This is a genomic window from bacterium (assembly GCA_035529855.1).
GTDB lineage: Bacteria > RBG-13-66-14 > B26-G2 > WVWN01 > WVWN01 > WVWN01.
This window is the reverse complement of the sequence record DATKVX010000088.1, coordinates 20,532-32,048: the sequence shown is the minus strand read 5'-3', so window position 1 is coordinate 32,048 and position 11,517 is coordinate 20,532. Positions and strand designations below refer to the sequence as shown.

12 protein-coding genes are annotated in these 11,517 nt (G+C 66.2%); 6 read left to right on the top strand and 6 right to left on the bottom strand.

The window, feature by feature from the left end:
* Positions 1–33 precede the first annotated feature (33 nt).
* The 4 genes from VMX79_09685 (at position 34) to VMX79_09670 (ending at position 4,308) form a co-directional block, all read left to right on the top strand.
* A complete protein-coding gene (locus tag VMX79_09685) occupies positions 34–1,470 on the top strand; it encodes an adenylate/guanylate cyclase domain-containing protein (protein ID HUV87371.1) in 1,437 nt (478 codons plus the stop codon).
* Between the two features lie 110 nt (positions 1,471–1,580).
* Positions 1,581–2,210, top strand: coding sequence for a hypothetical protein (locus VMX79_09680; GenBank protein HUV87370.1), 630 nt, complete (start codon positions 1,581–1,583; stop codon positions 2,208–2,210).
* Positions 2,211–2,418: 208 nt separating this feature from the next.
* Positions 2,419–3,039, top strand: coding sequence for a hypothetical protein (locus tag VMX79_09675; GenBank protein ID HUV87369.1), 621 nt, complete (start codon positions 2,419–2,421; stop codon positions 3,037–3,039).
* Between the two features lie 87 nt (positions 3,040–3,126).
* Positions 3,127–4,308: an MFS transporter gene (locus tag VMX79_09670; GenBank protein HUV87368.1), complete on the top strand. Its 1,182-nt coding sequence runs from the start codon at positions 3,127–3,129 to the stop codon at positions 4,306–4,308.
* 13 nt (positions 4,309–4,321) lie between these two features.
* Here VMX79_09670 and VMX79_09665 read toward each other — a convergent pair whose 3' ends face one another.
* Complete coding sequence (locus VMX79_09665) at positions 4,322–4,942, bottom strand: hypothetical protein (protein ID HUV87367.1); 621 nt, start codon at positions 4,940–4,942, stop codon at positions 4,322–4,324.
* Positions 4,939–5,646, bottom strand: coding sequence for a class I SAM-dependent methyltransferase (locus tag VMX79_09660; GenBank protein ID HUV87366.1), 708 nt, complete (start codon positions 5,644–5,646; stop codon positions 4,939–4,941). The genes VMX79_09665 and VMX79_09660 overlap by 4 nt, the downstream gene beginning before the upstream one ends.
* 29 nt (positions 5,647–5,675) lie before the next feature.
* Here VMX79_09660 and VMX79_09655 point away from each other — a divergent pair, with 29 nt between their 5' ends.
* Entirely contained in the window at positions 5,676–6,767 is a 1,092-nt protein-coding gene (locus VMX79_09655; protein HUV87365.1) for a PQQ-binding-like beta-propeller repeat protein, read from the top strand.
* 42 nt (positions 6,768–6,809) lie between these two features.
* Here the strand turns inward: VMX79_09655 and VMX79_09650 are convergent, their stop codons facing one another.
* Genes VMX79_09650 through VMX79_09635 form a run of 4 tightly spaced genes read right to left on the bottom strand, consistent with a single transcriptional unit; the run spans position 6,810 to position 10,980 of the window.
* Positions 6,810–7,502 carry a zinc metallopeptidase gene (locus tag VMX79_09650; protein ID HUV87364.1) on the bottom strand — a complete coding sequence of 231 codons (693 nt, stop codon included), beginning with the start codon at positions 7,500–7,502 and terminating at the stop codon, positions 6,810–6,812.
* Positions 7,503–7,524: 22 nt separating this feature from the next.
* A complete protein-coding gene (gene mtaB, locus VMX79_09645) occupies positions 7,525–8,787 on the bottom strand; it encodes a tRNA (N(6)-L-threonylcarbamoyladenosine(37)-C(2))-methylthiotransferase MtaB (protein HUV87363.1) in 1,263 nt (420 codons plus the stop codon).
* A gap of 19 nt (positions 8,788–8,806) precedes the next feature.
* Positions 8,807–8,995 carry a hypothetical protein gene (locus VMX79_09640; protein ID HUV87362.1) on the bottom strand — a complete coding sequence of 63 codons (189 nt, stop codon included), beginning with the start codon at positions 8,993–8,995 and terminating at the stop codon, positions 8,807–8,809.
* A 44-nt stretch (positions 8,996–9,039) separates the two neighbouring features.
* The gene (locus VMX79_09635) at positions 9,040–10,980 is read right to left on the bottom strand and encodes a glycoside hydrolase family 57 protein (GenBank protein ID HUV87361.1); all 1,941 of its coding nucleotides are present in this window, start codon (positions 10,978–10,980) and stop codon (positions 9,040–9,042) included.
* Positions 10,981–11,102: 122 nt separating this feature from the next.
* Here VMX79_09635 and VMX79_09630 point away from each other — a divergent pair, with 122 nt between their 5' ends.
* Positions 11,103–11,456, top strand: a complete 354-nt coding sequence (locus VMX79_09630) for a universal stress protein (protein HUV87360.1) — start codon at positions 11,103–11,105, stop codon at positions 11,454–11,456.
* The last annotated feature ends 61 nt before the right edge of the window (positions 11,457–11,517 follow it).

Sequence of the window (11,517 nt, the reverse complement as noted above, 5' to 3'; positions counted from 1 at the left end):
GGCGCCGATTACACTCGGGCGAGGCGAAGGCCTATGGCGAAAAACGCCATTAAATTCCGCAAAACGCTCGCGCTCAAGCTGACGCTCGTCATCGAGGCGATAATAATCCTCGCCATCGTAACCGTGGCGGCCGTCAACCTGTGGCGGGAATTGGGCCGCATCGACGACGACGCCCGCGCGCGCATGAACCTCACCGTCGCCCTCATCCAGCGCGCCTTCACGACGCTCGAGCGCGGCCAGTTCGAAGGGTGGCTAAAGGAGATATACCGCCTCCGCTTCAACACCGCGGCCTACGACCTCACGCCGGTGTACGTGCTCGTGCTGCGGGGGCAAGAAGAAGTCGTCCTCGCCTCCTCCAACCCGCGCGTACCGGTGGTGGACGCCTCGGGCCGCAAGCTCGAGCCCCTCGACTACTACAAAATAGACGCCCCCAACCTGGGCCGCGTTAATGCCAACGTCACCGACCCCCGGACCGGCAAAGCCCGCTATATGATAAGCGTCGGCTACTCCGTCGCGGGCCTGAATTGGCTCGTCGAGCGCGAGGTATTGACCGCGGCCGGCGTAGCGGCCGTCTTCATCCTGGCCGGCCTGGCCGTCGCCGTCGCCGTCTCGGTCACCTGGACCAGGCCGGTCAAAGAGCTGGCCGCGGGCCTGGCCCGCGTCCAGGAGGGCGACTTCGACTACCGCCTCGAGCAGCGGCGGCGCGACGAGCTGGGCCGCCTGGCCCACGACTTCAACCTGATGACCGAGGGCCTGCGCGACCGCGAGTTCGTCAAGAACACCTTCAAGCGGTACGTAACCAAACAGGTCGCCGAGAAAATCCTCTCCCAGAAGGACGCCATCAGCCTGGAAGGCGAGACGCGCGAGGTGACGGTCCTATTCTCAGACCTGGAGGGGTTCACGCCCTTCTCGGAGCGCCACGAGCCGCACGAGGTGGTCGCCCTCCTTAATGAGTACCTGGCCATAATGATCGACATAATTTTTTTGTACGAGGGCGCGCTGGACAAGTTCCTGGGCGACGGCGTCATGGCCTATTGGAACGCCCCCCTCGACCAGGACCACGCGCCGCTCAAGGCCGCGTTGGCCGCGGCCGAGATGCAAAAGGCCATAGCCGAATTTAATAAAAAACGGCTCGAGGAGGGAAAAGAGCCCGTCTACGCCGGCATCGGCATCACCACCGGCGAGGTCGTAGCCGGCAACATCGGCTCCGAGAAGAAAATGGAGTACACCGTAATCGGCGACAAGGTCAACCTGGCGCAGCGCATCGAGGGCCAAACCGACCGCGGCCAGATACTGATGGACAACACCACCTACCTCCACGTCAAGGACTACTGCTTCGCGACGCCGCTGCCCCCCAGCCGCGTCAAGGGCAAGAAGGACCCGGTCCAGATATACGTCATACACGCGCTGAACCGCCGCGCCGCGCCGTTCGTGGCCAGCGGCCGTACCGACCTGTTGCTCGAGGCGTAACCGTCGAGGCGGCTAAAATTGGTATTGACTTGGCCGCGTTAGTTATCTATACTAAATAAACAAAGCTGTCCTTATAAACTTTTCGCTGAATCGGAAAGGAGCGCCCGAAGGTGAAAAACACGAAATTATTGTGGGTTATGATCGTCATGTTGGCGGTAGGTTTCGCGCTCTTCGGCTGCGATAAACTGAAGAAAAAACCGGCCGAAGCGCCCATTTCCGTCGAGACGCCTCCCGCCGAAGAACCGGCCCCGCCCGGTGAAGAGCCGGTAACCGAAGCCCCGCCCGAAGCCCCCATGTACGTGCCGGCGAAACTCGACGTCCTCAAAATGCTGGACGACACGCTGGGCGCGAGCGAGGACAACCTCGGCTGGGACAACGTCTTCACCTCCATCTCGCTCGAGAAGAACGTGAGCCTCTTCACCATGCTTCAAGAACACTACGCCGCGGGCTCGGGCGACCGCGCCTTCATCGACGACTCCATCGCCAAACTCAACAACGTCAAAACCTTCCTCGACGAGAATATTACGAAAGCCGAGGGCATAGACCCCACCGGCGCCGACGCCAAAGCCAAGAAGAAAATAATCCGCGACATACGCGCCCGCGTCAAGGCCATGATCGGCGGGCCCGCGCCCGCGCCCAAGAAAGAGCCCATCCCGGAATGGAAGGGCGACCTCATGAAGGAGAAGTGGCACGAGCGCGGCGAGATGATGAAGAAAAAGTGGGCCGAACGCGGCAAGTAGTAGCGACCTCCTACGATATTTACGACCGGTAAAGGCGGCCTGCGGGCCGCCTTCCGCCTTTAAACCGTCGGCGGGTGGCGGCCGTCATAAAGGGGAATTCGGCCTGGCGCGAAATTTTACGTTGACTTAGGCCGGGAATTATCATATAAACAAACCCTGAAAATATACCGGCATTTTCTTACTTCCATAGGGGAAAGGAGCAGCTCTCATGAGAGGTAAATATTTGTATTGGGCGCTCGCGCTGGCGCTGGCGGCGACGCTCGTCGCGTTCGGCTGCAAGGGCAAAGCCGCTAAGGAGACGGGCAAATTCGAAGAGATCACGGTGGAGGAGACCACGACGCCCACCGAAGAGGGCGTGGAAGAGGTCTCCGTACCCGAGCAGCCGGTCTACCACCCGACCAAACTCGACAACCTGGTCATACTCGACGATACCCTCGGTTCCGCGGAAGATACGCTGGGTTGGGACAATATCTTCTGTTCCATCTCGCTCTACAAGTGCGTCGGCCTCTTCGAGGAACTCGCCCCGGCCTACAGCCCGGGTAAAGCCGACCGCGACTTCATCGACGCCGCTATCGTCGACCTCGGCAACATCGACACGTGGCTCAACGAGAAAATAAACGCCGGCGAAGGCGTTGACCCCAAGGGCGCCGACGCCAAGGCCAAGAAGAAGGAGATAGCCAACATCCGCGCCCGCGTCCAGGCTATGATCGCCGGCCCCGCGCCCAAGAAGGAGCCCATCCCGGAATGGAAGGGCGACCTTATGAAAAAGAAGTGGCACGAGCGCGGCGAGATGCTCAAGCGGAAGTGGGCCGAGCGCGGCAAGAAGTAACCACTCTACGCAGCCGGAATCTTTTCGGTCGTAATGAGGGGGCGGCGTAAGCCGCCCCTTGCGCTAATAAAGCCCCGCGAAGACGATATGGCATACGGAACGTTAAAACGCAATATCCCGCTGCTCTACGCCGCGCGCCTGTGCGGCAACCTGGTCTTTTTCATCCCCGTCATCGTCATCTTCTTCCAGGCCCGGGGGCTCTCGATGACGCAGGTGATGCTGCTGCAGACGGCGTTTGCGGTGGCAGTAGTCGCGCTGGAGGTGCCGTCGGGGTTCTTCGCCGACCGCGTGGGGCGCCGCCCGAGCATCTTCCTGGGCGCCGGCGCGGTGACGGCGGCCTGCGTCGTCTACGGAACCGGCTACGGCTTCGGCCAATTCCTGGCCGCGGAGTTGCTGTGGGCCGTGGGTGCTTCGCTCATCTCGGGCGCCGACACCGCGGTGCTCTACGACACGCTGCTCGGGCTGGGCCGGGAGGAGGAGTACCAAAAGGTGGAAGGCCACGCCTCGTTCCTGGCGCTCTCGGGGGCGGCGGCGGCGGCCGTCGTGGGCGGCTTCGTCGCGACCGCGGGGTTGCGGCTGACGTTCTACCTGACGGCGGCCGCGCTCGCCGTGGCCGTCGTGGTGGCGCTCTTCCTGCGCGAGCCGCCCCGCAGCAAGGGCGGCCATCCGCGCGGCGAGTTATATTTTTTATATAAAATAGGCCGGTTCGCGCTATATAAAAACGTCGAGGTGCGGTGGCTCATCCTGCTCGCCGCCCTCATCAACGGCCTGGGAACGGTGGGCTTCTGGCTGTATCAACCCTATTTCGAGTTGTGCCGTATCCCGCTGCCCTACTTCGGCCTGATATTCGCTCTCTTCAACGTATTCGCCGCCTTCTCCGGCAAGATCGCGTTCGCGGTGGAACGGGCCATCGGCAAACGGCTCACGCTCATCTGCCTGCCAGTGCTTCTGGGCGCCTCCCTCGTCGCGATGGCGGCGTTCGTGACGCCGTTCGGTTTCCTGTTCGTGCTGTTCGCGCAATTCGTCCGCGGCTTCTCGCACCCGGTCATCGCCGACTACATCAACCGCCACACCTGGTCGGACAAACGGGCCACGGTGATGTCGATAAAGAATTTAATGACTCGCGTCGTATTCATCGTAACGGCGCCGGCGATAGGCGCTTCGGTGGACGCCGTCGACGTCCGGCTGGGGTTGTTGCTCACCGCCGCAGCCACCGTCGTGGGCGGCGGCGCGCTGGTCATCGCGCTCAGGCGGGACCGGGTAATATAGGGGGGTAAGGCGGTTACTCGCCCGGGGCGGGGGTCTCGGGCGCGGGGGTCGGCGGCGCCTCCGCCGGGGGAGCCGGCTCGGGGGCGGGTTCGGGCGAGGGGGCGGCCGCGCGCGGCCCGGCCGGCCGGTTCGATTTGGTCGGCGGCAGCGGCCCCCAGAAGACGCGCCGGCGTCCCACCCCCTCGTAGCGTCGAGCCACTTTTAAATAATAAGGTTCGCCCAACGGCCGGAGCTCGTCCGCGGCCGACAGAAGCTCCCCGCGAATTCGCTCGTACGTCACGTCCGGCAACGGCGGCGCGTAGTCGCCCACGCCGGCGAAGGCCGCCGCGGCGCCGTCCAGCCGCTCGAGCGCGCGGGCGAACACCACCCCCCGGTACGCGTCCGGCGCCCGCCGCACGGCCTCGCGGGCTTCGGCGCGCGCCCGCTCCACCGCCGCCGCGGCCCGGGCGTTGTCCGTCCCCAGGTAAACCGCGGCCAACTCGCACGTCTTCTGCAGCGCCGCGGCTCGAGCCGCGAACTCGTCCTCGCCGTACGGCGCCACCGCCGCCGGCTCCTCGGGCGCAGGCCGCGGCGCCGAACACGCGCCCGCCAGTACCAACGCCGCCGTCAATAACGCCCGAATATCCCTGTTCAACGTAAGCGCCCTTTCACGACGTGCGCGACGCCGAAGAATTTGGCCTGGGCTCGAATGTCGGCGAAGCCCGCCGCCGCCAGCCGGCCGGCGAGCTCCTCGGCCGAAAAGCAATTCTGAATGGACGCCGACAGGTAGCGGTAGGCGAGGCCGTCGCGGGCGATGAGTCGTCCCCACAACGGGACCATAACGTTGAGGTAAATTTTGTACAACGCGCCGGTCAAACCCTTCGGCGGCGCGAAGACGTCCGCCACCGCTACCCGGCCGCCGGCCTTGAGGACGCGCCGCACCTCGCCCACCGCGGCATCCGTCGACGGTATATTCCGGAAGACGAAGGCGCTGCCGACGTTATCGAAGGCGCCATCCCGAAAAGGCAGCCGCGTGACGTCGCCCAGCACGAAGCGCACCCGGCCGGCCCGTTCGTACGACGCGAGCTTGGCCCGGGCGACGGCGAACATCTCCGGGCTGCGGTCCAAGCACACCACGCGCGACGCGCCGGCGGCGAGGCAGGCCGCGGCCAGGCCGCCGCTGCCGGCCCCGGCGTCGAGGACCGCGCCGCGCCCCACGAACGCGGCCGCGTCCCGCCGCATTAGGCCCACCATGCCGAGACTCTGGACGTAATTGACCAGGTCGTAGCGGCGCGCGATCCGGCCGTACAAGTCGTCCAGGAAATCCTGGGTAACCGAAGCTCGGGCGAAAGTTGACATAACTCGTCGGCGATGGTAAAGTTCAGCTCGTGCGCCGCGTAATAAATTACCTTACGTTCGCTCTCGCCGCAACGGCGTTTTTCATATCGGCCTGCGGGCCGACGTGGGAAACGTATCGCGGCGGCCCGGGGCGCGCCGCTTCCCTCCGCCCCGACTTCGCCGGCCCCCCGCGCGTCGCCGGGTGGAAGCTCGAGCTTAAGTCGCCGTCGTTTTCGTCGCCGGTGCTGGCGGAGCGCTTTCTGCTCGTCGGCACCAACGACGACTTCCTCAACGTTATCGCGCCCGAGGACGGCAGGGTCCTTTACCGCTTTCGGACCGGCGGCGACGTAGCGGGCAGCGCGGCCCTCGCCGGCGATACGGCCTACTTCGGCGCCGCCGACGGATTCCTCTACGCGCTGGACGTGCCGCGCGGCCGCCTTAGATGGAAATTCGGCGCCGGCGGCAAAATAGTCGCGGACCCGGTGGTAGCCGACGGCAAGGTCTTCTTCGGCACGCTGGACGGTAAAGTATTCGCCCTCGGCGCGCGCGACGGCAGGTTAAAATGGGTCGCCGAAGAGGTCGGGCCCGTTTGGACGACGCCCTGCTTCGCGGAGCGGAAACTCTTCGTCGCCTCCCGTAGCGGCCGGCTTCTATGTTTGGACGCCGCCGACGGCCGCCCGGATTGGAGCTACGACGCCGGCGCGCCGCTCACCGCGCCGCCCCTCGTACTGGCCGGGACCGTCGTCGCGGCATCGGAGGACGGCGAGATATTCGCGGTGAGCGCCGCGGACGCGAGGCCGCTCTGGCGCTACGCCGCCGGCGCCGGCGTAAGCGGCCTGGCCGCCGAGAACGACGCGATATTCGCCGGAACGTGGGAAGGCAACCTCGTCGCGCTGCGTTCGGCCGACGGCGCGCGGTTGTGGCAGCGCGGCCTGGACGGCGCGGTCGAAGGAAGCCCGGCCGCGGCTCGAGGTTTCATATACGTCGGCACCGCCGCGGGTAAAATTTACGCCGTCCGCGCGGGGGACGGCGAGATAAGTTGGGAAGCGGATGCCCCGGCCGGCGTATCGTCGAGCCCGGCGGTGGGGCCGGACGCGGTCTACGTCGTCGCCGACGACGGCTCGACGCTCTCGTTCCGTTAACGGAAACGACGACCGGGGGCCCCGCGACGCGGGGCTTTTTTATTAACTCCGCCGCGCCCCGATCAATAGATATATGAGCCACGTTACCGCGGTCAACGTCGCCGCGACGTACGTGAGCGCCGCGGCGCTGAGGACCTTCCTGGCGCCGGCCACTTCCTCCGGCGCGACGGCGCCGGTACCCCGCAGCATAGCCAGCGCCCGCCGCGATGCGTCGAACTCGACGGGCAGCGTCACGAGCTGGAACGCCACCGCGAACGCGTATAAGATTATCCCGATGTTAATCAGAAAACCCCACCGGAAGATAAAGCCGCCGATGAGCAGCGGGATGAACAGCTGCGAGCCAATGTTGGCGACCGGCAATATCGCGTTTCGAACCGTGAGGAAGGCGTACCCGTCGCGGCGCTGGGCGGCGTGACCCACCTCGTGGGCGGCGACGCCGTACGCCGCGATGCTCGCGCTGCGCGCCACGCCCGAGGAAAGGCGCAGCGTGTTCGAGCGCGGGTCGAAGTGGTCCGTCAGCGTGCCGCCGGTTTCCTCCAGGCCGACGCCGCCGAGGTTCTCCTGTTGCAACAGTTGCGCCGCCACCTTCGCGCCCGGCAAGCCCGCCGCCGCGGCCACCTGGGCATACTTCTTATAAGTGGCCCGAACCTTCCATTGGGCGTAGAAGCCCAATATGATAACCGGTACCAACATCAGGTACGTGGGCTCGAGGTAAGCGTAAAGGGGGTATCCCATAAGTTACCACCTTGACGCGGGGTTACGTCGCTATGAACGCCGCCAGCCGGCCTTCCCCGTCGACCAACTTCGCGTTCGCGAAAACGTTGCCCGCGCCCTCGTAATTTCGCAACGGCACGCGTAGATAATTATCGGTCAAGGCCACCGCGGCGCCGCCGCGGCCGTCGCGCCTCTCTTCCACCAGCGCCGCCCGGACCGCGCCTGCGAACCGCCGCTCGTACGAGCGACGCTTCGCCGCGGCGAGCTCGCGCAGCAGCGCGGCGCGACGTTCGCGCTCGTCGGGAGGGGCCCGGTCGGCCATGGCCGCGGCGTCGGTCCCGGGCCGCGGCGAGTAGGGGAAGACGTGCAAGTACGCGAACGGTATCTCCTCTACCAGCGCGAGCGTTTTCTTAAAGGCCGCGACGTCCTCGCCGGGGAGGCCCGCGATAACGTCCGCGCCGATGGCGACGTCGCCGACGCGCTCGAGCAGCTCGAGGCACAGGCGCCGGTAATCGGCCGCCCGGTACCGCCGCCGCATCCGACGCAATACGCCGTCGTCCGCGGACTGCAGCGGCAGGTGGACGTGGGGACATACGCGGCCGCCGGCGGCCACCTCGCGTACCAGCGCCGGCTCGAAATCGGACGCGTCCACCGACGACAGGCGCAAGCGGAACTCGCCCGGCAGCGCCGAGAGCTCGGCGAGCAAGGTCGCGAGCGAACGGCGGCCGTCGCGGCCGTACGAGCCCAGGTCCACGCCCACCAGCACGACTTCCTTGACGCCGACCGACACGGCGTCGCGGACGTCGGCGACTACTTCGCGGGCCGGCCGACTTCGGCTCGGCCCCCGCGCCGCCACGACTACGCAATAGGCGCACGCGTGGTCGCAGCCGTCCTGGACTTTGAGGAAAAGCCTGGTCTTGTTCGCGAACCGCGTCACGCGGCGCCTGGGGGCGGCGTCGGGCGCGCCGGCCTCCCCGGCTATGAGGGCCGGTATCCGTTCCTTGTCGCTGTTGGGGACGACCGTTACGTTCGGCCCGAGCGGCGCGAAAACCTCGGGCGCGAGGTCGGCGTAGCAGCCGGTAACGACGACGCGGGCGCCGGGCCGCTCGCGGCAGACGCGCCGCACGAGCTGCCGCGACTTGTAGTCGCTGCGGTGCGTCACGGTGCAGGTATTGACGACGTAGAAGTCCGCCGGGCCGTCGAACGGGACGGAGCAAAAGCCGGCGTCCTCGACGCCGGCGCGCACGGCCTCCGTCTCGTACTGGTTGAGCTTACAGCCGAGCGTTTTGAAAGCGACGGTCGGCATAGTGGAAGTCCCCGAAGATTTACCAGGTAAAGAAGCCTGGAACGCAGGTTAGCAGGATGCCGATAAATACTACGATGAGGCCTACGACGCCCGCCGGCGGCCCTATTATACGTAGCGCTTTGCCCTTCGAGACCTGGCCGAGCCAAAAGCCGCCCACCAACATGACCAAACCGAGCAGGACTACGAGGAGATATTGATACTCGATCATAAGCTATCCCTTTCGGTTAATATTCCGGGAATTATAACAGAAATTTAGTCGACCAGTACGAAAAAATCCCGGCCCAACCACGCGCCGTCGGCGTCGCGGAAGGTGAACTCGACGCGGCGTACGTCGGCGGTAATCTTGAGGAGCGGCGCGCGGAAGCCCCCCGCCGGCCCGGCCATGACCGCGGTCGCGGGCGCGAGCTCCCGCCGGCCGGGTCGCCGCCACCCGTCGACGCCGAAGTACACTTCCCCGGCGCGCGGCCACTCCACGACCAGCAAGTCCCCCACCTTCAACGACAACCGGCCGTCGGGCCGCCAGATGACGCGGCGCGGTGCGATGGCCTCGCTCAACGCCGCGGGCGGCTCGTCGCCGAGCGCGCGGTACGCCGCGGCCACGTTCTCCCGGAACAGGCGGTCGAACTCCTCGTCCGCGCCACCGCCCTGGTCGTCGCCGTACCACCAGAACCAGTCGCTGGCTTCGGCCGCCAGAAGGAACTCGCGCGCCTCCGCCTTCGCCGCCTCCGGCGCGGAGGAGCGCTCCAGCGCGTCGCGGGCTTCCCCCAAGAGTTCCCATGCCCGGTTCTCCTCCGGCTCGCCCACCCACGTCCCGAGGTCGTTGCCGGGAAGGGAACCGGCCTCGTCGATCCACGAGGCGCAGGCCAGCGGCCGTAAGTGGTCGAGCGTGAGGGGCGGGTGGGGCGCGAGGCCTCTGTCGGCCGCGCCGGCGAGGTATTCGGCGAACGTCACGGCTCGAGCCACGTCGCCCCGCGCCAGCCGGCTATACAACTCCCTCAGGAACGGCACGCCCTGGCGACGGTACGCACCCCAGGCGTTCTCGCCGTCCAGGATAACGCAGGCCAGCGCGTCGTGGACGGAACGCGCCCGCGCCGCCGCCAGGAACGAACACAAATTTTTACAGAAGTCGGCCGCGGCCGCCGCGGCGTCGGGCCAACGTTGATACTCGAAACCTATGGCGTCGGACAAGCCCCGGTGGCGGAAGAATATCGCCAACTCGCCGTCGCCCACCCGGTACGGCTGCGACAACAGCTCCGGGCGGCCCGGCTCGTAATCGCGCTCTCCCGAGAGGGCCAACACGCCCTCGTCCGACGCTATCCACGCGACGCCGGCCCGGTCGAAGTACGGCAGCACCTTCTCCGCCACCGCCCCCTCGGCGGGCCACATGCCGGCGGGTTTAAAGCCGAACTCCGCCTCGAAGAACGCAACGGCGCGCGTAACTTGCTCGCGCGCGTCCGCGGGCCACGAGAACCGCGGCGGCAACGTAGCGCCCGGGCGGTCGACGGTCGCGAGGTCCGAGTCGTGAACGAGAGGGAGAATCGGGTGGTAAAAGGGCGTCGTCGAAATCTCGAGCCGGCCTTCCCACCGAAGCCCGCGATACAGCGGCACGACGGCCGCCATTACGTCGAGCTGCGCCGCGATTACGGCCTCGACGTCGTCGCGCGTATAACCGCAACCCTTCTCGGATAACGGCCTCAGGTCGACGACGGCGCCGCCCTCCAGCGTTACCGGGCCCTCGCGGAATATCTCGCCGGTCCAGGCGAGGTTGAACAGCGCCACGGCGTCGAGCAGTTCGCCGGCGCCGAACGATTCCCGGCGGACGTATTTCCGGTAGAGTTTAAAATAGCGCGGATGGCCTTTAACGACGCGTTCGAAGTCGACGTCGAAAGCGCGGGATATCAGCGCATCGGCCTCGGCCGCGGCGAGTCGGACCGGGTCGCGGAGGGAGAGCTCCATCAAACGGTCGCGGTGCCCCCGGTGCAAGTACGCGTCGAACTGCGCCAGCAGGACGGGCGTGAAGTTGAACGTAGCGCGCAGGCCGTCGCAGCCCGCGACCAGGTGCCCCATCTGGTAGTAATCGCGGGCGGCGTGCAGTCGCACCCACGGCAACGCCGGCTGGCGCCCGGGCCGGCGCGGGTCGGCGTACGGGGGCTGGTGGAAGTGCCACAACAGCGCTACGTACGGTTTACCCATCGGGACGAAGGGCATCGCGAGGAGGCGACGGATTTACTTTACCACTTGACGCCGCCCCGCCGTTTGCGTAAAATATAAACGAAGCGGGCCCGGACCTCGCAGGAGGAAAACTTTTGAAGATAATGGTAACGACCGCGGGAAGCGTACCCGCCAAGAAGAAAGCCGACTACCTGGTAACGGTCGCCTCCCGCGCCAACGCCCAACTCATCGTCCTGCACGTAGTCGACAGCCAGGACGAATACGAGGACGGCCAACAGGCGCTCGCCATCTTCCAACGCCGGCGTGCGACGCCCAAGATACGCCCCATCCTTCGCATAGGCCGCCTGACGGACACGATCGCGAAGACGGCGCAGGAAGAGGAGGTAGACCTGATTATTTTAGGCCTCGACGAACGGGGCGACATCTCGAGCGCTATCTCGCGCGAGATCCTGGCCAAGACCGACATCCCGGTCTTGCTGGTTCCCAATCTGGAGTGAGGTACCGCCGGGCCGGCATTTATAAAAGCAGGCGCGGAGCCTGCTTTTTTTTTACCGGCGG

Bases quoted from the DNA above. Each gene is read 5' to 3' on its own strand.
- VMX79_09685 (HUV87371.1), top strand. From the start codon at position 34: ATGGCGAAAAACGCCATTAAATTCCGCAAAACGCTCGCGCTCAAGCTG.
- VMX79_09675 (HUV87369.1), top strand. From the start codon at position 2,419: ATGAGAGGTAAATATTTGTATTGGGCGCTCGCGCTGGCGCTGGCGGCG.
- VMX79_09670 (HUV87368.1), top strand. From the start codon at position 3,127: ATGGCATACGGAACGTTAAAACGCAATATCCCGCTGCTCTACGCCGCG.
- VMX79_09660 (HUV87366.1), bottom strand. From the start codon at position 5,646: ATGTCAACTTTCGCCCGAGCTTCGGTTACCCAGGATTTCCTGGACGAC.
- VMX79_09650 (HUV87364.1), bottom strand. From the start codon at position 7,502: ATGGGATACCCCCTTTACGCTTACCTCGAGCCCACGTACCTGATGTTG.
- mtaB (HUV87363.1), bottom strand. From the start codon at position 8,787: ATGCCGACCGTCGCTTTCAAAACGCTCGGCTGTAAGCTCAACCAGTAC.
- VMX79_09640 (HUV87362.1), bottom strand. From the start codon at position 8,995: ATGATCGAGTATCAATATCTCCTCGTAGTCCTGCTCGGTTTGGTCATG.
- VMX79_09635 (HUV87361.1), bottom strand. From the start codon at position 10,980: ATGGGTAAACCGTACGTAGCGCTGTTGTGGCACTTCCACCAGCCCCCG.
- VMX79_09630 (HUV87360.1), top strand. From the start codon at position 11,103: ATGGTAACGACCGCGGGAAGCGTACCCGCCAAGAAGAAAGCCGACTAC.